Source organism: Pseudomonas sp. G11, assembly GCF_029457515.1.
GTDB classification, from domain to species: domain Bacteria; phylum Pseudomonadota; class Gammaproteobacteria; order Pseudomonadales; family Pseudomonadaceae; genus Aquipseudomonas; species Aquipseudomonas gorinensis.
In genome coordinates, this window is record NZ_CP120377.1 from 5,758,768 (window position 1) to 5,779,461 (window position 20,694).

23 protein-coding genes are annotated in these 20,694 nt (G+C 61.1%); all 23 read right to left on the reverse strand.

What is annotated here, in order from left to right:
• Nucleotides 1–106 precede the first annotated feature (106 nt).
• The gene (locus P2T68_RS26390; protein WP_024076684.1) at nucleotides 107–499 is read right to left on the reverse strand and encodes a DUF2802 domain-containing protein; all 393 of its coding nucleotides are present in this window, start codon (nucleotides 497–499) and stop codon (nucleotides 107–109) included.
• Nucleotides 500–988 carry a chemotaxis protein CheW gene (locus P2T68_RS26395; RefSeq protein ID WP_024076685.1) on the reverse strand — a complete coding sequence of 163 codons (489 nt, stop codon included), beginning with the start codon at nucleotides 986–988 and terminating at the stop codon, nucleotides 500–502.
• Between the two features lie 79 nt (nucleotides 989–1,067).
• Nucleotides 1,068–1,868: a CheW domain-containing protein gene (locus tag P2T68_RS26400; protein ID WP_024076686.1), complete on the reverse strand. Its 801-nt coding sequence runs from the start codon at nucleotides 1,866–1,868 to the stop codon at nucleotides 1,068–1,070.
• Nucleotides 1,868–2,656: a ParA family protein gene (locus P2T68_RS26405; protein ID WP_277378495.1), complete on the reverse strand. Its 789-nt coding sequence runs from the start codon at nucleotides 2,654–2,656 to the stop codon at nucleotides 1,868–1,870. Before P2T68_RS26405 ends, P2T68_RS26400 begins: the two co-directional genes overlap by 1 nt.
• 51 nt (nucleotides 2,657–2,707) lie before the next feature.
• Nucleotides 2,708–3,595 carry a flagellar motor protein MotD gene (motD, locus tag P2T68_RS26410; RefSeq protein WP_069076742.1) on the reverse strand — a complete coding sequence of 296 codons (888 nt, stop codon included), beginning with the start codon at nucleotides 3,593–3,595 and terminating at the stop codon, nucleotides 2,708–2,710.
• Nucleotides 3,596–3,737: 142 nt separating this feature from the next.
• Nucleotides 3,738–4,478 (reverse strand): flagellar motor protein, encoded by a 741-nt coding sequence (locus P2T68_RS26415; RefSeq protein WP_024076690.1) that lies wholly within the window; start codon nucleotides 4,476–4,478, stop codon nucleotides 3,738–3,740.
• Nucleotides 4,478–5,611: a chemotaxis response regulator protein-glutamate methylesterase gene (locus P2T68_RS26420; RefSeq protein ID WP_024076691.1), complete on the reverse strand. Its 1,134-nt coding sequence runs from the start codon at nucleotides 5,609–5,611 to the stop codon at nucleotides 4,478–4,480. The genes P2T68_RS26415 and P2T68_RS26420 overlap by 1 nt, the downstream gene beginning before the upstream one ends.
• 48 nt (nucleotides 5,612–5,659) lie before the next feature.
• Entirely contained in the window at nucleotides 5,660–7,903 is a 2,244-nt protein-coding gene (locus P2T68_RS26425) for a chemotaxis protein CheA (protein WP_102624821.1), read from the reverse strand.
• Between the two features lie 11 nt (nucleotides 7,904–7,914).
• The gene (locus tag P2T68_RS26430; protein WP_024076693.1) at nucleotides 7,915–8,703 is read right to left on the reverse strand and encodes a protein phosphatase CheZ; all 789 of its coding nucleotides are present in this window, start codon (nucleotides 8,701–8,703) and stop codon (nucleotides 7,915–7,917) included.
• A gap of 18 nt (nucleotides 8,704–8,721) precedes the next feature.
• Entirely contained in the window at nucleotides 8,722–9,096 is a 375-nt protein-coding gene (locus tag P2T68_RS26435) for a chemotaxis response regulator CheY (RefSeq protein WP_160385018.1), read from the reverse strand.
• A 167-nt stretch (nucleotides 9,097–9,263) separates the two neighbouring features.
• Nucleotides 9,264–10,004 carry an RNA polymerase sigma factor FliA gene (fliA, locus tag P2T68_RS26440; RefSeq protein ID WP_024076694.1) on the reverse strand — a complete coding sequence of 247 codons (741 nt, stop codon included), beginning with the start codon at nucleotides 10,002–10,004 and terminating at the stop codon, nucleotides 9,264–9,266.
• Nucleotides 10,001–10,834: a flagellar synthesis regulator FleN gene (gene fleN / locus P2T68_RS26445; RefSeq protein WP_003192912.1), complete on the reverse strand. Its 834-nt coding sequence runs from the start codon at nucleotides 10,832–10,834 to the stop codon at nucleotides 10,001–10,003. Before fleN ends, fliA begins: the two co-directional genes overlap by 4 nt.
• Before the next feature lie 105 nt (nucleotides 10,835–10,939).
• Nucleotides 10,940–12,256, reverse strand: a complete 1,317-nt coding sequence (gene flhF, locus P2T68_RS26450) for a flagellar biosynthesis protein FlhF (protein WP_024076695.1) — start codon at nucleotides 12,254–12,256, stop codon at nucleotides 10,940–10,942.
• Nucleotides 12,257–12,267: 11 nt separating this feature from the next.
• Entirely contained in the window at nucleotides 12,268–14,382 is a 2,115-nt protein-coding gene (flhA, locus tag P2T68_RS26455) for a flagellar biosynthesis protein FlhA (RefSeq protein ID WP_041160990.1), read from the reverse strand.
• A 468-nt stretch (nucleotides 14,383–14,850) separates the two neighbouring features.
• A complete protein-coding gene (locus P2T68_RS26460) occupies nucleotides 14,851–15,054 on the reverse strand; it encodes a cold-shock protein (RefSeq protein WP_277378497.1) in 204 nt (67 codons plus the stop codon).
• A gap of 44 nt (nucleotides 15,055–15,098) precedes the next feature.
• On the reverse strand, nucleotides 15,099–15,299 hold the full coding sequence (locus tag P2T68_RS26465; RefSeq protein ID WP_024076699.1) for a cold shock domain-containing protein: 201 nt from the start codon (nucleotides 15,297–15,299) through the stop codon (nucleotides 15,099–15,101).
• A 516-nt stretch (nucleotides 15,300–15,815) separates the two neighbouring features.
• Nucleotides 15,816–16,952 carry a flagellar biosynthesis protein FlhB gene (gene flhB, locus P2T68_RS26470; protein WP_024076700.1) on the reverse strand — a complete coding sequence of 379 codons (1,137 nt, stop codon included), beginning with the start codon at nucleotides 16,950–16,952 and terminating at the stop codon, nucleotides 15,816–15,818.
• Nucleotides 16,953–16,955: 3 nt separating this feature from the next.
• Nucleotides 16,956–17,741 (reverse strand): flagellar biosynthetic protein FliR, encoded by a 786-nt coding sequence (gene fliR / locus P2T68_RS26475; RefSeq protein ID WP_024076701.1) that lies wholly within the window; start codon nucleotides 17,739–17,741, stop codon nucleotides 16,956–16,958.
• A gap of 4 nt (nucleotides 17,742–17,745) precedes the next feature.
• Complete coding sequence (fliQ, locus tag P2T68_RS26480; protein ID WP_003214552.1) at nucleotides 17,746–18,015, reverse strand: flagellar biosynthesis protein FliQ; 270 nt, start codon at nucleotides 18,013–18,015, stop codon at nucleotides 17,746–17,748.
• 4 nt (nucleotides 18,016–18,019) lie between these two features.
• Nucleotides 18,020–18,763, reverse strand: a complete 744-nt coding sequence (gene fliP, locus P2T68_RS26485) for a flagellar type III secretion system pore protein FliP (RefSeq protein WP_024076702.1) — start codon at nucleotides 18,761–18,763, stop codon at nucleotides 18,020–18,022.
• A complete protein-coding gene (fliO, locus tag P2T68_RS26490; RefSeq protein WP_024076703.1) occupies nucleotides 18,763–19,197 on the reverse strand; it encodes a flagellar biosynthetic protein FliO in 435 nt (144 codons plus the stop codon). The genes fliP and fliO overlap by 1 nt, the downstream gene beginning before the upstream one ends.
• 1 nt (nucleotide 19,198) lies before the next feature.
• Entirely contained in the window at nucleotides 19,199–19,666 is a 468-nt protein-coding gene (gene fliN / locus P2T68_RS26495; protein ID WP_024076704.1) for a flagellar motor switch protein FliN, read from the reverse strand.
• Nucleotides 19,667–19,722: 56 nt separating this feature from the next.
• Nucleotides 19,723–20,691: a flagellar motor switch protein FliM gene (gene fliM / locus P2T68_RS26500; protein ID WP_024076705.1), complete on the reverse strand. Its 969-nt coding sequence runs from the start codon at nucleotides 20,689–20,691 to the stop codon at nucleotides 19,723–19,725.
• Between the last annotated feature and the right edge of the window lie 3 nt (nucleotides 20,692–20,694).

Genomic DNA, 20,694 nt, shown 5'->3' on the forward strand with positions numbered 1-20,694 from the left:
GGGGAAATCTCCGCGTTCAAAGGGCTTGAAGGATGTTGACCTTTGGGGAGGAGAAAAAAGTCATTGGGATTGGAAATTAATTGACCGGGTGGATTGGCGAGTACGCTCAGCTCCTGTGCAACTTACTCATCAACTGCGCCTCAGCCTGGGTCAACCCACACGACTGCGTCAGTTCATCCACCGTAGCCCCCATGCCCACCAGCTTCGCGGCCTGGGCAAAGGAAAGACTCGACGGATCACGCTGCTCGATCTGCGCCAGCTTGTCCGGCAGGGGAGCAAGGATCGCGCGCAGTTCATGCACTTCGTCTCCGACCCGTACCGCACTCTGCTGGAAGTGATCAACGCGCTTGACCAGCTCCAGCACGCGCCGATCACGCACGGCATCGCGCTCGGCCTGTTGCATGGCCGATTCGCGTTGCTGGCGCAGGTGGCGCAGCAGGAATGCCAACGTCCCGGCCCACAACAGGGCCAGGACAATCACCGCTGCTTCAAGGAACAATCAGATGCTCTCCAGTTCCGACCACTCTTCTTCGCTCATCATTTTGTCCAGCTCAACCAGAATCAACAACTCGTTGTTCTTGTTGCATACGCCTTGAATGAACTTGGCCGACTCTTCGTTACCGACGTTCGGCGCTGTTTCCACTTCCGACTGGCGCAGGTAGACCACTTCGGCGACGCTGTCGACCATGATCCCGACCACTTGCTTGTCGGCTTCGATGATGACGATACGCGTGTTGTCGCTGACTTCGACGGTATCCAGGCCGAAACGCTGGCGCGTGTCGATGACCGTCACCACATTGCCGCGCAGGTTGATGATGCCCAGCACGTAGCTCGGTGCACCCGGTACCGGGGCGATCTCGGTGTAGCGCAGCACTTCCTGCACGCGCATCACGTTAATGCCGTAGGTTTCGTTGTCCAGTTTGAAGGTCACCCATTGCAGGATCGGATCATCCGAACCTTGTGCGGACGCGGACGCTGACTTATTCATACCCCTACCCCTTCAAATGCCGTTAGTTTCGGCGTGTGTGCTTCGTGGGCCGCACAACCGTGCGGTCCTTGTTGTTCAATCAACTGCGTGTGTGGCCTGGCATCGATTTGACGGCACCGCTGGCGATCAACTCGGCCAGTTCAGCGACATCAAGCAACGCGCACATATGTTCGATCACGGTGCCCGCCAACCAGGGGCGCTGGCCCCGGTGGCTGCGCCATTTGATTTCATTCGGGTCCAGGCGCAACGAGCGGCTGACTTGATGCACCGCCAGCCCCCACTCATAGCCTTGCACCGAAATCACGTATTGCAAGCCCTGGCGGAAATCATCGCGGTAGCGATCGGGCATCACCCAGCGCGCGGTGTCCAGCACCTTGAGGTTGCCGGCCTGGCTGGGCAGGATGCCGAGGAACCACTCCGGTTGCCCGAACAGTGGCGTCAGCTCCTGGCCTTCCAGGGAATAAATCGAGCCCAGGCACACCAGCGGGACCGCCAGGGTCAAGCCGGCCACGTCGAACAACAGGCATTCGAACGGCTCGGCAGCCCACGACGGGCGATCATCACCACTGACCGGCGGCGGTGTGATACTCGGTGGCAAGTGGACTTCGACCACCGGTTCGACCACCACGGGCGCCACCACCACAGGGGCGCTCGGCATCACCGGCGCGGCGACGGGCACCGCCCGCGCATCCCGCGCCTGCTCTTCCAGCACGGCCAGTTGAAACTCATCCAGCGTGCTTTGCGGCGGTTCCTGCACGGCCGGTTCCAGCACCAGGATCGGTTCCGGCAGTTCTTCGGCGGTGGCTTCCTGCAGCAAGGCATCCAGGTAGGATTCCAGTGCCAGTTGCGGCCGGGTCTTGAGTTCGACGGGACGGTTCATCACGCCACCTGCGGCACAAGCTGTTGGGACAGCAGGTGCTTGAGCAATGCGCGGTAAGCCAGCACGCCACGGCTCTTGGGGTCGAATTGCGACGGTGCCAGGCCCACGCGGCTGGCGTCACGCAGGCGCGTGTCCACCGGGATATAGCCATTCCAGATGGTCTCCGGGTAGGCGTCGCGCAGCACGCGTAAAGTGCCAAGGGAGGCTTGGGTACGGCGGTCGAACAAGGTCGGCACGATGCTGTACGGCAGCGCCTGTTTGCGCGAACGGTTGATCATCGCCAGGGTGCTGACCATGCGCTCCAGGCCTTTGACCGCCAGGTGCTCGGTCTGTACCGGGATCACCAGTTGCTGGCTGGCGGCCAAGGCGTTGACCATCAGCACCCCCAGCAACGGCGGGCTGTCGATGATTGCGTAGTCGAAGTCCTGCCACAGTTGCGCCAGGGTCTTGGCGATCACCAGGCCCAAGCCGCTTTGCCCCGGCGACTGGCGCTCCAGGGTGGCCAGGGCGGTACTGGACGGTAGCAGGGAAATGCTTTCGTTACTGGTAGGCAACAGCAATTGGCCAGGCAAATCGCTCGGCACACTGCCCTTGTGCAGGAACAAGTCGTAGTTGCTGTGTTCCAGGGCATCCGGGTCGTAACCGAAATAGCTGGTCATCGAGCCATGGGGGTCGAGGTCGACCACGACCACACGCTTGCCCGCCTCAGCCAGCAAGCCGGCTAAGGCGATGGAGGTGGTGGTCTTGCCGACTCCACCTTTTTGATTGGCAACTGCCCAGACTCTCATTCGGTTGGTTCCTCCCGGTGGGCGTAGACGCGACCGAGACATTGCATAAAGTTATTGAGCCGGTGACGGAGAATTGACGGAGCTTTGACGCACCGGCGGTTTTGCAAGGGCTGGTGCAGTTTGTGTGCCAGCCCGCTTCAAGGCCGCGTCCGGTGTTGCATTGGCGGTGCCGGTACCGGTCAGGCTGCGGCGTACATCCAGGTTACGTGACACCACCAGCACCACGCGGCGGTTACGCGCGCGGCCTTCCACCGTGGCGTTGTTGGCCACCGGCTGGAACTCGCCATAGCCCACCGACGCCAGCCGCCCGGGGTTCACACCCTGCATGGCCAGCATGCGTACGATGCTGGCGGCACGGGCCGAGGACAGCTCCCAGTTGGTCGGGTATTGCGCGGTGCTGATCGGGATATTGTCGGTAAAGCCTTCGACATGGATCGGGTTTTCAAACGGCTTGAGGATCGCCGCCACCTTGTCGATGATCGTAAACGCCTGGTCGCTCGGCATCGCATCGGCGCTGGCGAACAGCAGGCTGGAATTGAGTTCGATCTCCACCCACAACTCATTGCCGCGCACGGTCATCTGGTTGGAACTGATCAGGTCGCCAAATGCGGCGCTGATGTCGTCGGCGATGCTTTTCAGCGGGTCGCTGGTGCCACCCACGCCAGCCGCGGTTTCATCGCTGTCGTTGACCAGCGGCTTGGCCGGGGTCACGGTCTTGGGCCGCTCCTCACCGATGGGGATGGGCTTGAGCGAGCGGTCGGCGTCGTTGAATACGCCGATCAACGCCTGTGAAATCACTTTGTACTTGCCTTCGTTGATCGACGAGATGGAATACATCACCACGAAAAACGCGAACAGCAAGGTGATGAAGTCCGCGTAGGACACCAGCCAGCGTTCGTGGTTGACATGTTCTTCAGGCTCGCGACGGCGACGGCTCACAGACGATTACCTCCGCACAACGAATCACCTGTAGGAGCAAGCTTGCTCGCGAAAAATCCGAGAGCCACGCGTTCATCCAGGATGCCCGCGTTATCGTTGACCCTTTTCGCGAGCACGCTCGCTCCTACACCTTTCATGTACATCAATCCATGAAGCCCTGGAGCTTCAATTCGATGGAGCGCGGGTTCTCGCCCTCGGCAATCGAGAGGATGCCTTCGAGCAGCATCTCGCGGTAACGGGACTGGCGCATGGCGATCGACTTGAGCTTGCTGGCCACCGGCAACAGCACCAGGTTGGCACTCGCCACACCGTAGATGGTGGCGACGAACGCCACGGCAATGCCGCTGCCCAGTTGCGAAGGGTCGGCGAGGTTGCCCATCACGTGGATCAGACCCATTACCGCACCGATGATGCCGATGGTCGGCGCGTAGCCGCCCATGCTTTCAAAGACTTTGGCTGCGTTGATATCGCGGCTTTCCTGGGTGTAGAAGTCCACTTCCAGGATGCTGCGGATTGCTTCCGGCTCGGCGCCGTCCACCAGCAATTGCAGGCCCTTGCGCGCGTAGCTGTCAGGCTCGGCATCGGCCACGCCTTCCAGGCCCAGCAGGCCTTCCTTGCGAGCGGTGAGGCTCCAGTTGACCACCCGATCGATGCCACCCGGAAGGTCGACGCGTGGCGGAAAAATAATCCATATCAGGATCTGCATGGCGCGCTTGAATGAGCTCAAGGGCGACTGCAGCAACGCGGCGCCCACGGTACCGCCAATCACGATCAAGGCCGCCGGGCCGTTGGCCAATGCGCCGAGGTGACCGCCTTCGAGGTAGTTGCCGCCGATGATCGCGACAAACGCCATGGTGATACCGATCAGGCTCAAGACATCCATCAGAGGCAAGCCTCCACCAGATACTTGCCGATGTCGTCGAGGCTGTAGACGGCGTCGGCCAGGTCCGCCTTGACGATGGCCATGGGCATGCCATAGATCACGCAGCTGGCTTCATCCTGGGCCCAGATCGCACTGCCACCCTGCTTGAGCAACCGCGCGCCTTCACGGCCGTCGGCGCCCATGCCGGTGAGGACCACCGCCAGAACTTTGTCGCCGTAGGACTTGGCCGCCGAACCAAAGGTGATATCCACGCACGGCTTGTAGTTGAGGCGTTCATCGCCTGGCAGGATTTTGATCGCGCCACGGCCATCGACCATCATCTGCTTGCCACCCGGCGCCAGCAGCGCCAGGCCAGGGCGCAGGATGTCGCCATCCTCGGCTTCCTTGACGCTGATACGGCAGAGCTTGTCCAGGCGCTCAGCGAACGCTTTGGTGAAGGCCGCAGGCATGTGCTGGATCAACACGATCGGCGCCGGGAAGTTGGCCGGCAACTGGGTCAATACCCGTTGCAGCGCCACCGGGCCGCCGGTGGACGTGCCAATGGCCACCAACTTATAAGCCTTGCGCTTGGGCGCTGGCGAATAGGCGCTGGGCGCCGACGCACGGGCCGGGGCCACGGCTGGCCGGGCAACAGGCGCCGGGGCCGGACGACCGAACGCGGTGCTGGTGGGCGCAGCCGGGGGCGCGACCGGTGCTGCGGGTGCCGGTGCAGGCGCACTGAACAGGCTGCGACGGTTGCTGCGGGAAATGCTGTGCACCTTCTCGCACAGCATCTGCTTGACCTTCTCGGGGTTGCGCGAGATGTCTTCGAAGTTCTTCGGCAGGAAGTCCACCGCGCCAGCATCCAGCGCATCCAGGGTGACCCGGGCGCCTTCGTGCGTCAGCGAGGAGAACATCAATACCGGGGTCGGGCAGCGCTGCATGATGTGCCGGACTGCCGTGATGCCATCCATCATCGGCATTTCGTAGTCCATGGTGATCACGTCCGGCTTCAACGCTATGGCCTGATCAATCGCCTCTTTGCCGTTGGTGGCCGTACCGACCACCTGGATGGTTGGATCGGCGGAAAGAATTTCCGAGACGCGGCGGCGGAAGAAACCCGAATCGTCCACCACCAGGACCTTGACTACCATAAACACTCCGTTAGGCGGGACGGGCAATACCGCCCTGCCCCACCAGAATCAAATACGCCGTGCGGCGTAACGCTTGAGCATGCTCGGAACATCGAGAATCAGCGCGATCCGACCGTCACCGGTGATGGTCGCGCCCGACATGCCCGGGGTTCCCTGCAGCATTTTGCCCAAAGGCTTGATGACCACTTCTTCCTGGCCCACCAGTTGATCGACCACAAAGCCGATACGCTGGGTGCCCACCGAAAGGATCACCACGTGGCCTTCGCGCTGCTCTTCATGGGCAGCCGATGCCACCAGCCAGCGCTTGAGGTAGAACAATGGCAGCGCCTTGTCGCGCACGATCACCACTTCCTGGCCGTCCACCACGTTGGTGCGTGACAGGTCGAGGTGGAAGATCTCGTTGACGTTGACCAGTGGGAAGGCGAAGGCCTGGTTGCCCAGCATCACCATCAGGGTCGGCATGATCGCCAGGGTCAACGGCACCTTGATGACGATTTTCGAGCCCTGGCCCTTGGTCGAGTAGATATTGATCGAGCCGTTGAGCTGGCTGATCTTGGTCTTCACCACGTCCATGCCCACGCCACGGCCCGACACGTCGGAAATCTCGGTCTTGGTCGAGAAGCCTGGGGCGAAGATCAGGTTGTAGCACTCGGTGTCGGTCAGGCGGTCGGCGGCGTCCTTGTCCATCACGCCACGCTTGACCGCGATATTGCGCAGGATCGCCGGGTCCATGCCCTTGCCGTCATCGGTAATCGACAACAGGATATGGTCGCCCTCCTGCTCCGCCGCCAGGATCACCTTGCCGTTGCGGGACTTGCCCGAGGCTTCGCGTTCTTCCGGGGTTTCCACGCCGTGGTCGACGGCATTGCGCACCAAGTGGACCAACGGGTCGGCCAGGGCCTCGACGAGGTTCTTGTCGAGGTCGGTTTCTTCACCCACAAGTTCCAGGTTGATTTCTTTCTTGAGCTGGCGAGCCAGGTCGCGAACCAGGCGTGGGAAGCGGCCGAAGACTTTCTTGATCGGCTGCATCCGCGTCTTCATCACGGCGGTCTGCAAGTCAGCCGTGACCACGTCGAGGTTCGACACAGCCTTTTGCATGGCTTCGTCACCGCTGTTCAGGCCCAGGCGCACCAGACGGTTACGCACCAGCACCAGTTCGCCGACCATGTTCATGATGTCGTCCAGTCGTGCGGTATCGACCCGTACGGTGGTTTCGGCTTCACTGGCAGGCTTGTCGGCTACGGCAGCGGCAGGCGCACGCGCGGCGGCCGCGGCGGCTGGCGCTGGGGCTGGCGCCGGTTTGGCGGCAGCAGGCGCGGCGGCCTTGGCCGGTGCCGGTTTCGCGGCCACGGGGGTGGCAGTCGCCGCAGCAGCCGGGGCCACTTCGGTGAACTTGCCCTTTCCGTGCAATTCGTCGAGCAGGGCTTCGAATTCGTGATCGGAGATCAAGCCGTCGTCAGCAGGGGCCGCAGCGGCGCCCGGTGCAGCTGGCGTCGGCGCCGCGCCAGTGGCCGCGACTTCCGGCAAGGCATCGGCGGCAAAGGTGCCCTTGCCATGCAACTGGTCGAGCAACGCTTCGAATTCGTCATCGGTGATATCGGTACTGGCCGTTGCCGCCGGCGTTTCCGGGGCAGCCGCAGTGGCCACGGCATCAGCCGCGAACTGGCCTTTGCCATGCAACTGGTCGAGCAGGGATTCGAACTCTGCGTCGGTAATGTCTTCGCTGGTCGGCTCGGCAGGCGCAGCGGCCGCGGGTGCGGGTACGGCCGACGGTGCTTCAGCCTCGGCCTTGACCGCATTGAGAGAGTCGAGCAACTGCTCGAACTCGCTGTCGGTGACATCCGCTTCGGCTTCGACCACCGGCTCTGGCGCCGCTTCCACCACCGGCGCGGCCGAGGTGTCGGCAGGTTCTGCCAGGCGCGCCAGGGCGGCCAGCAGTTCCGGGGTGGCGGCGGTGATCGGGGCACGTTCGCGCACTTCGCTGAACATGCCGTTGACCGCATCCAACGCTTCGAGGATTACATCCATTAACTCCGAGTCAACGTGACGCTCACCCTTGCGCAGGATGTCGAACACGTTTTCGGCGATGTGGCAGCACTCCACCAGCTCATGGAGCTGGAGGAAGCCGGCGCCCCCTTTTACAGTATGAAAACCGCGAAAAATTGCATTGAGCAGGTTCGCATCATCCGGGCGGCTTTCCAGCTCGACCAGTTGTTCGGACAGTTGCTCTAAAATTTCGCCGGCCTCTACAAGGAAATCCTGAAGGATTTCTTCATCGGCGCCGAAGCTCATGGGTGTGCTCCTTAGAAGCCTAAACTGGATAACAGGTCATCTACGTCATCCTGACCTGACACAACGTCTTCACGTTTATCGGCATGAATCTGCGGACCTTCACCCTTGGCGAGATGTTTTTGTGGATCTTTTTCAGAGAGGATCGCTTCGCGGTCATGTTCGATGCCGGCGAAACGGTCGACCTGGCCGGCCATGAGTACCAATTTGAGCAGGTTGCTTTCCACTTCGGTGACCAACTGGGTCACACGCTTGATCACCTGACCGGTCAGGTCCTGGTAATCCTGGGCGAGCAGAATGTCATTGAGGTTGCTGGAAACCGTACGGTTTTCCTGCTCGCTGCGTGACAGGAACCCTTCGACCCGACGGGCCAGCTCACGAAACTCTTCTGCGCCGACTTCACGGCGCATGAAACGCCCCCAGTCAACGCTCAGCGCCTGGGCTTCCGTGGCCATGCCGTTGACCAGGGGCGTGGCGTTTTCCACCAGGTCCATGGTGCGGTTGGCCGCTGCCTCAGTCAGCCTGACCACATAGGACAGGCGTTCGGTGGCGTCGGTGATCTGCGAAATCTCTTCGGCTTGAGGCATGTGCGGGTCAATCTGGAAATTGACGATCGCACTGTGAAGCTCGCGTGTGAGCTTGCCCACCTCCTGGTACAGGCCGCGGTCACGGGTCTGGTTGAGCTGATGGATTAACTGCACCGCATCGCCGAACTGGCCTTTTTCAAGGCTGTCGACCAGCTGGTGAGCATGTTTTTTCAGGGTCGACTCAAAGTCGGCCTGCGATGATTCTTTTTGCTCCATAGCTCCCCCGTGGCAGCATTAGCCGTGGATGCGTTCGAAGATTTTTTCGATCTTCTCTTTCAAGGCCTGCGCAGTGAATGGTTTGACCACATAGCCGTTAACCCCGGCTTGGGCGGCTTCGATGATCTGTTCACGCTTGGCTTCGGCGGTCACCATCAGCACGGGAAGGCTGCGCAGTTTTTCGTCGGCACGCACGTGGCGCAACAAGTCGATACCCGTCATGCCCGGCATGTTCCAATCGGTTACCAGAAAGTCGATGCTCCCGCTGTTGAGGATCGGAATCGCCGTAAGGCCGTCATCCGCCTCGACCGTGTTTGTGAACCCAAGGTCACGCAACAGGTTTTTTATGATCCGCCGCATCGTTGAGAAGTCATCAACGATGAGGATTTTCATGTTCTTGTCCAATTCGACCTCCAAGCAGTCTTAAACGCGCCCAGCACCTGGACGCGCCATTTCAATCAACAGGCGTTACACAAAAAGGACTGCCCAGGGCACCACGGTTAGCCCCCGCGGCGGCCAAGGCCCTCGCGGTTGCGTCTGCAGTGTCCCCACACTGCCTGTCAGCGCGCGCGCCACTCTCCCAATCGCCCCCGCAAGCGGGCCGCGCACTGGCTGTGCAGCTGGCTGACACGCGATTCGCTGACCCCCAGGACCTCACCGATTTCCTTGAGGTTCAGCTCTTCGTCGTAGTACAGCGCCAACACCAGTCGCTCACGCTCCGGCAAATTGGCAATTGCGTCGGCCAATGCGCCCTGGAAGCGTTCATCCTCCAGGTCACGCGACGGCTCCATATGCGTACTCGCGCCGTCCTCGTGCAACCCTTCGTGTTCGCCGTCCTGCAACAGGTCGTCGAAACTGAACAGGCGGCTGCCCAAGGTATCGTTCAAAATCCCGTAATAATCGTCGAGACTCAATTGGAGTTCGGCCGCAACTTCATGATCTTTAGCGTCGCGACCGGTTTTTGCTTCAATTGACCGAATTGCGTCACTGACCATGCGCGTATTGCGGTGTACCGAACGCGGCGCCCAATCGCCTTTGCGCACCTCATCGAGCATCGCGCCACGGATACGGATACCCGCATACGTCTCGAAACTCGCGCCCTTGCTCGCGTCGTATTTGGTCGACACTTCGAGAAGGCCGATCATGCCGGCCTGGATCAGGTCTTCGACCTGGACACTGGCGGGGAGGCGTGCCAGCAAGTGATAGGCGATGCGTTTGACCAAAGGCGCGTAACGCTCGATCAACTCACCCTGACTGTCACGGGCGGACTTCTTGTAGGCGTTGTAGCCGGTCGCTGTCATAGCACGGGTCCTGCGCTCGTCTGATGCACCAATCGCTCGACGAAAAACTCCAGATGCCCCCGAGGGTTAGCGGGCAACGGCCAAGTATCGACCTTCTGAGCAATAGCCTTGAACGCCAAGGCGCATTTCGAACGAGGGAACGCTTCGTAGACTGCACGCTGCTTTTGCACAGCCTTGCGCACACACTCGTCATAGGGAACTGCGCCGACGTATTGTAGGGCGACATCGAGAAAGCGATCCGTGACCTTGGTCAACTTGGCGAACAGGTTGCGGCCTTCCTGCGGGCTTTGGGCCATGTTGGCCAGCACGCGGAAGCGGTTCATGCCGTAGTCGCGGTTAAGCAGTTTGATCAGGGCATAGGCGTCGGTGATCGAGGTGGGTTCATCGCAGACCACCAGCAACACTTCCTGCGCGGCGCGCACGAAGCTGACCACCGACTCGCCGATCCCGGCGGCGGTGTCGATCACCAGCACGTCGAGGTTGTCGCCTATATCGCTGAACGCCTGGATCAGACCGGCATGCTGCGCCGGGCTCAGGTGCACCATGCTCTGGGTGCCCGAGGCGGCCGGTACGATACGGATCCCACCGGGGCCCTGGAGCAGCACATCACGCAGCTCACAGCGGCCCTCGATCACATCGGCGAGGGTATGTTTGGGCGTCAGTCCCAGCAGAACGTCGACATTCGCCAGCCCCAGGTCAGCATCCAGCAGCATGACGCGACGGCCAAGCTCTGCCAGCGCCAGGGACAAATTCACTGACACGTTAGTTTTCCCGACGCCACCTTTGCCGCCGGTCACCGCGATCACCTGTACGGGATGCATGCTGCCCATTTTATTTCTTTACCTTGTCTTGCTTAGACGCAGGCTACATGGCTTGGCCGCGTGAATCGCTTGCAGACCATCGATGTAGATACATTTCACGGTGTTCATACTGACTCAACCCACCCGTTTTGCCGGGTTGTGGTAGAGGTCAGCGAACATGTCGGCCATCGCTTCCTCGCTAGGCTCTTCTTGCATTTGCACGCTGACGGCACGGCTGACCAACTGATGACGGCGCGGCAGATGCAGGTCATCCGGGATCCGCGGCCCGTCGGTCAGGTAGGCGACCGGTAGTTCATGACTGATGGCCAGGCTCAACACCTCGCCCAGGCTCGCCGTTTCATCAAGCTTAGTCAGGATGCAGCCGGCCAGCCCGCAGCGCTTGTAGCTATGGTACGCAGCGGTAAGAACTTGTTTTTGGCTGGTGGTTGCAAGCACCAGGTAATTTTTAGACTTGATGCCACGCCCGGCCAGGCTTTCCAGCTGCAGGCGCAAGGCCGGGTCGCTGGCTTGCAGCCCCGCGGTGTCGATCAGCACCACGCGTTTGCGCAGCAACGGGTCGAGCGCGTTGGCCAGCGACTGGCCCGGGTCGACGTGGGTCACCGACACATTGAGGATGCGGCCCAGGGTCTTGAGTTGCTCCTGGGCGCCGATACGGTAGCTGTCCATGCTCACCAGCGCGATATTCGAAGCGCCGTATTTGAGCACATAACGGGCCGCCAGCTTGGCCAGGGTGGTGGTCTTGCCCATGCCGGCAGGGCCGACCATGGCGATCACACCGCCCTCTTCCAGGGGTTCGATTTCCGGAGTGGCGATCATCCGCGCCAGGTGGGCCAGCAACATGCGCCAGGCCTGGCGAGGTTCTTCGATTTCGGTGGTCAGCGCCAACAGGTCGCGGGACAACGGGCCAGACAGGCCGATGCGTTGCAGGCGACGCCAGAGGTTAGCCTGGTGCGGTTTGCTGCCTTGCAACTGGGTCCAGGCCAGCGAGCCCAACTGCACTTCCAGCAATTCACGCAGGCCGTTGAGTTCAAAGCGCATCGAATCGAACACGCGCTGGTCGACTGCGGCAGCCGGCGCGGGCGCTGCAGGACGTGGCGGTTCTTTGAACGTAGGTTCGACCAGCGGCTCGGCAGCGGTCAGCGGCAAGCCGGCGAACAACTGGCGATTGGTGGTGGCATCGCTGTCACCCCGCATGCTCAGCTCAGCCTGGGCCGACACAATGCGCGAGGCGGTCTTGCGCAGCTCGTCTTCGAGTTCCATGTTCGGCACGCGCGGGGCCAGCGCCGAAGGGGTGTAGTCCAGGGCAGCCGTCAGCTCGACACCGCCAGCAATACGGCGGTTACCGATAATCGCAGCGTCGGCGCCCAGCTCATCACGGACCAGTTTCATGGCCTGACGCATATCGGCGGCGAAAAAACGCTTTACTTGCATAACCCACTACCTCAGCCGTTGGGCCCAACTGTCGCGACGATGGTCACTTGCTTATTGTCAGGAATTTCCTGGTAAGCCAATACGTGCAAATTCGGTACTGCCAGGCGTCCAAACCGCGACAACATCGCTCGGACCGGGCCTGCTACCAACAGAATCACCGGCTGGCCCTGCATTTCCTGGCGCTGCGCCGCGTCGATCAACGAACGCTGCAGCTTTTCAGCCATGCTCGGCTCCAGCAGGACACCCTCTTCCTGGCCAAGTCCGGCCTTCTGAATACTATTGAGCAATATTTGTTCCAACCTTGGTTCCAAGGTGATCACAGGCAGCTCGGAGTCAAGCCCCACAATGCTTTGCACGATTGCGCGGGACAATCCGACACGTACCGCAGCCACCAGCGCGGCAGTATCTTGACTCTTGGCGGCATTGTTGGCGATAGCCTCGGCGATGCTGCGAATATCGCGTACCGGCACCTGTTCGGCGAGCAACGCCTGCAGCACTTTGAGCAGCTGCGACAGCGACAGCACGCCCGGCACCAGCTCTTCGGCCAGTTTTGGCGAGGCTTTGCTGAGCAACCCCATCAATTGCTGGACTTCTTCGTGGCCGATCAGCTCGTGTGAGTGCTTGTACAGAATCTGGTTGAGGTGGGTGGCGACCACGGTGCTGGCGTCCACCACGGTGTAACCCAGCGACTGCGCCTGGCTGCGTTGGCTGATTTCGATCCACACCGCTTCCAGGCCAAAAGCCGGATCTTTGGCGGTAATGCCGTTGAGCGTGCCGAACACCTGGCCGGGGTTGATCGCCAGTTCGCGGTCGGGGTAGATCTCGGCTTCCGCGAGGATCACGCCCATCAGGGTCAGGCGGTAGGCGCTGGGGGCCAGGTCGAGGTTGTCGCGGATGTGTACGGTGGGCATCAGGAAGCCCAGGTCCTGGGACAGCTTCTTGCGCACCCCCTTGATCCGCGCGAGCAATTGCCCACCCTGGTTGCGGTCGACCAGCGGAATCAGGCGGTAGCCGACTTCCAGGCCGATCATGTCGATCGGGGTCACGTCGTCCCAGCCCAATTCCTTGGTTTCCTGGGCACGGGCCGGGGATGGCAGCAGTTCCTGCTGGCGCGCGATCTCTTGCTGGGCCTTCACCTTGATCGTGTTCTGTTTTTTCCAGAACAGGTAGGCCCCACCCGCCGCCATGGCCGCCATGCTGAGGAACGACACATGGGGCATGCCGGGCACGAGCCCCATGATCGCCATGATGCCCGCCGCCACGGCCAGCGCCTTGGGCGAGGCAAACATCTGCCGGCTGATCTGCTTGCCCATGTCTTCGGAGCCCGACGCACGGGTCACCATGATCGCCGCAGCTGTAGATAACAACAGTGATGGCAATTGCGCCACTAAACCGTCACCGATGGTCAGCAAGGCATACACCTTGCCGGCATCGCCGAAGGTCATGCCGTGCTGGAAGATCCCGACCGCCATGCCGCCGATCAGGTTGATGAACAGAATCAACAGGCCCGCGATGGCGTCACCGCGTACAAACTTACTGGCGCCGTCCATGGAGCCATAGAACTCGGCTTCCTGGGCCACTTCCAGGCGGCGCGACTTGGCCTGGTTCTGATCGATCAGGCCAGCGTTGAGGTCGGCGTCAATGGCCATTTGCTTGCCGGGCATGGCGTCGAGGGTAAAGCGCGCGCTCACCTCGGAAATCCGCCCGGCACCCTTGGTCACCACCACGAAGTTGATGATCATCAGGATCGCGAACACCACGATACCGACCACGTAGTTACCGCCGATCACCACCTCACCGAAGGCCTGGATCACCTTGCCTGCGGCAGCGTGGCCGTCCTGGCCGTGGAGCATCACCACCCGCGTGGAGGCCACGTTCAGCGCCAGCCGCAGCAGGGTCGCAATCAGCAGGATCGTCGGGAACACCGCGAAATCCAGCGGCCGCAGGGCATACACGCAGACCAACAGGACGACGACGGACAAAGCGATGTTGAAGGTGAAGAACACATCGAGCAGGAACGGCGGCATCGGCAACATCATCATTGCCAGCATCACCAGCAACAACAACGGCACACCCAGGTTGCCCCGTGACAAATCAGTCAGGGTGCCACGGGCCGTGCTGAGCATTTGAGAGCGATCTACCACCGGTATTCCCCGTATCCCTTAAAGCAAACTTTTGACGCCAGTTGGCGACTTGAAGGCGGTATTGCAAGAAGCCTTCCAACTTTGCTTTTGAGGGTATGGATCGCTACAGGCGCCCGAGTTCTACCGGATATACACCGTTCAAATGTGGGAGGGGCGGTGCGACGATTCGACTTGCCCCGATTGCAGTGTGTCAGGCCAAGAACAGGTGACTGATGCGCCGCTATCGGGGGCAAGCCCCCTCCCACCTATCGGAGATGTGTCCATCCGTTGCCACCTGGGATACGCCGGGGTCATTGAATTGGGCGGGGCAAAACGCGAAGGTGCGCTGGGCGTTGCGCAGTTGATCGGGCTGGCAAAGCTGATGGCTGGCAGAGTGCTGGAGGACAGCGAGCACTTGATGGCCTGATGGCTGATCGTTCCTGCAGCACCCTGCAGGAACGATCATCAAGCTCATAGGACACGGACGTTGGCAGCCTGCGGGCCCTTTTGGCCTTGAGTGACCTCGAACTCGACCTTTTGATTCTCCTCAAGGCTTTTGTAACCCGTACTCTGAATCGTCGAGTAGTGGACAAAAAGATCCGGACTGCCGTCGTCGGGAGTGATGAAGCCAAACCCCTTCTCCCCGTTAAACCACTTCACAATACCTGTAGCCATAGCCGTTCTCCGAACACTTCAATTAAGGACCTGCACAGGTGTCGTCAGATCAGTTTTACGTCATAGGCATAGATGCCATCCGGTCGATGGATCATCAGGAACGAGACTTTCTGACCCTTCGAAAGCCTGTGTCCACCCGAGCCGCGCCGATCTACTGACACGTCGTCCCCGCCTTCATCCGGCGCAATAGAGCCCTTGCCGGTCTTCTGGTTATAAGCTTTGACTCTGCCTGTAAATGGCTTCATCACTTCACATCCTGCATCTTGTTGCGCAGTGCCTGAGGCAATAGAAACGCGATAAGGCGATGGTGGCTACTGTCAAAGTTGACAGGTTGAGGGGTGTTTGCGATGAGCGGTCATAGGGGAAGGAGAGCACATTTGTGGCGAGCGGGCTTGCCCCGCGTCGGGCTGCGAAGCGGCCCCAAAAACAGACACTGAGTTGCGCCTGAAGGACTGCAGTGTTCCTGCCGGGGCTGCTTCGCAGCCCGACGCGGGGCAAGCCCTAATGCCGTTCAGTTAAGGCTTTTTTGTAGGAGCGAGCTTGCTCGCGAAGAACTCACAGGCGCCGCGTTCACTCAGGAAACACGCGTTATCGTTGACGTTTTTCGCGAGCAAGCTCGCTCCTACAGAAGGCGATGTACGCTTAACTGAACGGCATTAGGGCAAGCCCGCTCGCCACAGCCAACCTGCTTGCCACAGTCAACCTGCTTGCCACAGTCAGCCTGCTTGCCACAATAGGCCGGCTTGCCACAGAGAATGTGATCAAGAATCCCGGCGCAGGTCTGGCGGGATCGGCAGGTCCTTGAGCGGATCAGGGCGCTTGCCCTTGCCTGCGCGGTATTGGCGGATCTGGTAGACATACGCCAACACCTGCGCAACGGCCAGGTACAACCCGGCGGGGATTTCCTGGTCGAGGTCGGTGGAGTAGAAGATCGACCGCGCCAGCTCCGGCGACTCCAGCAGCAGGATGTCGTTGGCCACGGCGATTTCGCGGATTTTCAGCGCGGTAAAGTCGCTGCCCTTGGCCAGCAGCATCGGCGCGCCGCCTTTCTCCGGGTCGTACTTGAGCGCGACGGCGTAGTGGGTCGGGTTGGTGATGACCACGTCGGCGTCGGGCACCGCGGCCATCATCTTGCGCTGGGACATTTCGCGTTGCAGCTGGCGAATACGTTGCTTGACCTCAGGACGGCCCTCCTGGTCCTTGTGCTCGTCGCGCACTTCCTGCTTGGTCATCAGCAGTTTCTTGTGGCTTTCCCACAACTGGATCGGCGCATCCACCGCGGCGATCAGGATCAACCCTGCGGCCATCCACAGCGCGCTCCAGCCCACCACTTGCACGCTGTGAATGATCGCGGACTCCAGCGGTTCATGAGCAATGCGCAGCAGGTCGTCGATGTCGGAGGACAATACCACCAGCGCCACGAACAGGATCAGGATGAACTTGGCCAGGGCCTTGAGCAGTTCCACCAGGGCCTTGCTGGAAAACATGCGCTTGAGCCCGGCTGCCGGGTTCATCCGGCTGAACTTGGGCGCCATGCTGCTCGCGGCGAACAGCCAGCCGCCCAGGGCGACCGGACCGATCAGCGCAGCCAGCAGCAACGTGATCAGGATCGGTTGCACCGCCAGGATCGCGATCTTCCCTGAATGCAGCAGGTATTGCCCCATGGCACCGGGGCTAAGGAGTACTTCACGGGGCAAGGTGAAGTTGAGTTTCATCAGCTCCATCAGGTCCAGCGCCAGGCCGCCGCCATAGATCAGCAAGGCGCCGGACCCGGCCATCATGGTCGCAACGGTGTTGAGCTCCTTGGAACGGGCAATCTCGCCCTTCTCCCTGGAGTCCTTTTTGCGCTTCTCCGTGGGGTCTTCTGTTTTGTCCTGGCCACTCTCGCTCTCGGCCATGGCTCAGCGCGCCCGTGCCAGATCACGTAAGAACTGCAGGGCGTCGGTCGCCAGCGGTTGATACTGATTGAGAATGTCAGCCATGCCGACCCAGAAAATCCCCATGCCCAGCACCAGGGTCAACGGGAAACCAATCGAAAAGATGTTCAGTTGCGGCGCCGCGCGGGTCATCACGCCGAACGCGATGTTGACCACCAGCAGCGCGGTGATGGCCGGCAACACCAGCAGCAGCGATGCGCCCAACACCCAGCTCAGGCGCCCCACCAGTTCCCAGAAATGATTGACCACCAACCCCGAGCCCACCGGCAAGGTGGTGAAGCTTTCGGTCAGCACCTCGAACACCACCAGGTGGCCGTTCATGGCCAGGAACAGCAAGGTCACCAGCATGGTCAGGAACTGTCCGATCACCGCCGCCGACACGCCGTTGGTGGGGTCGACCATGGAGGCGAAGCCCATGCCCATCTGGATCGAGATGATTTGCCCGGCAATCACGAACGCCTGGAAGAACAGTTGCAGGGAGAAGCCAAGCAGCGAGCCGATCAGGATCTGTTCGGCAATCAGCATCAGCGCACTGAGGTCCAACGCATTGACCGGCGGCATCGGCGGCAGGCCGGGTACCAGCACCACGGTAATCGCCACGGCGAAGTACAGGCGGATGCGGCGTGGCACCAGGGTAGTCCCGAACACCGGCATGCTCATCAGCACCGCCGTGACGCGAAACAGCGGCAGGATGAAGGACGCCACCCAGGTACTGATCTGGGTATCGGTCAAGGCCAGCAGCGATTGCATGGGCTCAGCCGATCAACTGCGGAATACTGCCATACAGCTGCAGGATGTATTCCATGAAGGTTTGCACCAGCCACGGGCCGGCGACGATCAGCGTGATCAGCATCACCAGCAGGCGCGGCAGGAAGCTCAAGGTTTGTTCGTTGATCTGGGTCGCGGCCTGGAACATCGCCACCAGCAGGCCAACCAACAGGCTCGGCACGACCAGCACCGCCACCATCATGGTGGTCAGCCACAGCGCTTCACGGAACAGGTCGACCGCTACTTCTGGAGTCATGTCGCTACACTCCGCCGAAACTGCTGGCCAACGTGCCGATAATCAGCGCCCAGCCGTCCACCAGCACAAACAGCATGATCTTGAACGGCAACGAAATAATCAGCGGCGACAGCATCATCATACCCATGGCCATCAGCACGCTCGCCACCACCAGGTCGATGATCAGGAACGGGATAAAGATCATGAAGCCGATCTGGAACGCAGTCTTCAGTTCAGAGGTGACGAACGCCGGCACCAGGATGGTCAGCGGCGCCTGGTCCGGGGTGGCGATGTCGGTCCGCTTGGACAGGCGCATGAACAACTCCAGGTCGCTGGAGCGGGTCTGCGACAACATGAAGTCCTTGATCGGGCCCTGAGCCTTGTCGATCGCGTCCTGGGCGGTCATTTTCTCCGCCAGGTAGGGCTGCAGGGCTTGCTGGTTCACCTTGTCGAACACCGGGGCCATGATGAACAGCGTGAGGAACAACGCCATGCCGGTGAGGATCTGGTTCGAAGGGGTCTGCTGCAGGCCCAGGGCCTGGCGCAGGATCGAGAAGACGATGATGATCCGCGTAAAGCTGGTCATCAGCATGACAAACGCCGGGATAAAGCTCAGCGCGGTCATGATCAGCAGGATCTGCAGGCTGACCGAATACTCCTGGGCTCCGGCCGCGTTGGTACCCAGGGTGATCGCCGGGATCGACAACGGGTCGGCGGCCAACGCCAGTGGCGCGACCAGCCACAGCATGAGCGTCAATAAAACGCGCATTACTTCTTATCCTTCTGATCCTTGCCCAGCAACTCCATCAGACGCTGGGCGAATTCTGGCGTGGCGGGCTGGGACGCGTCCACGTTCACTGGAGTCTTGAGCACATGCAGCGGAGTGATGCGGCCGGGGGTAATGCCCAGCAGAATCTGCTCCTCGCCCACCTGCACCAGCACCAGCCGATCACGTGGGCCAAGGGCGCGCGAGCCGATCATCTCGATGACCTGGGCATTGCCCGGGCCGATGTTCTGCACACGGCGCATCAGCCAGGCCAGCACGAAGATCAAGCCGACCACCAGCAACAGGCCCAGCACCAGCTGGGTCAGTTGCCCGCCGACGCCACCGCCCACCGGCGCAACGGCGGCCTGGGCCACCGGCTCGGCGGCCCAGGCCGCCAATGGCAGCGCGACTAACAGTCCCACCATCAGCCGTTTCATATCAGCGCAACTTCTTGATGCGTTCGCTCGGGCTGATCACGTCGGTCAGGCGGATGCCGAACTTTTCGTTGACCACCACCACTTCGCCATGGGCGATCAGGGTGCCGTTGACCAGCACGTCCAGCGGCTCGCCGGCCAGGCGGTCCAGCTCGATCACCGAGCCCTGGTTGAGTTGCAGCAGGTTGCGGATGTTGATGTCGGTGCTGCCCACTTCCATGGAGATCGACACCGGGATATCGAGAATCACATCCAGGTTCGGGCCATCGAGGGTCACCGGCTCGTTGTTCTTCGGCACGCTGCCGAACTCTTCCATCGGCAGGCGCTTGCCGGCCGGCGCGGTGGCGGCGTCAGCGGCCAGCAATGCGTCGATATCGTCCTGGCCGACATCACCGGTTTCTTCCAGGGCCGCGGCCCATTCGTCGGCCAGGGCCTGGTCTTCGGCGGAAGTGCTTTCGTGTTCGGTAGCCATTACATGTCCTCGGCGGAGCAAACATTCATAAATGGGGGTGCATCAATCGGGGTGGCTCAGCGACGGTTGATCGCCTCGACCACTTGCAGCGCCAGGTTGCCCTTGTGGGAACCGAGCTTGACCTTGAACGACGGCACGCCATTGGCGCGCATGATCATTTCTTCCGGCAATTCCACTGGAATCACATCGCCTGGCTGCATGTGCAAAATATCGCGCAAGCGCAACTGGCGACGGGCCACGGTGGCGCTCAGGGGGACGTCGACGTCGAGCAGGTCTTCGCGCAGGGCCTTGACCCAGCGTTCGTCCTGGTCGTCCAGGTCGGACTGGAAACCGGCGTCGAGCATTTCGCGCACCGGCTCGATCATCGAGTACGGCATGGTCACGTGCAGGTCGCCGCCGCCGCCATCGAGTTCGATGTGGAAGGTGGACACCACAATGGCTTCGCTGGGGCCGACGATGTTGGCCATGGCTGGGTTCACTTCCGAGTTGATGTACTCGAAATTGACTTCCATGATCGCCTGCCAGGCTTCCTTCAAGTCGATGAAGGCTTGCTCCAGCACCATGCGCACCACCCGCAGTTCGGTCGGGGTGAATTCACGGCCTTCGATCTTGGCGTGACGGCCGTCGCCGCCGAAGAAGTTGTCCACCAGCTTGAACACCAGCTTGGCGTCGAGGATGAACAGCGCGGTGCCGCGCAACGGCTTGATCTTGACCAGGTTGAGGCTGGTGGGCACGTACAGCGAATGCACGTATTCACCGAACTTCATCACCTGCACGCCACCTACCGCCACGTCCGCCGAGCGGCGCAGCATGTTGAACATGCTGATCCGTGTGTAGCGGGCAAAACGTTCGTTGATCATCTCCAGGGTCGGCATGCGTCCACGGACGATGCGATCCTGGCTGGTCAGGTCATAACTTTTGACGCTGCCGGGCTCGGCAGCCGTTTCGGTCTGTACCAGACCATCGTCCACGCCATGCAACAGCGCATCGATTTCATCCTGGGACAGCAGGTCTTGCACGGCCATGTC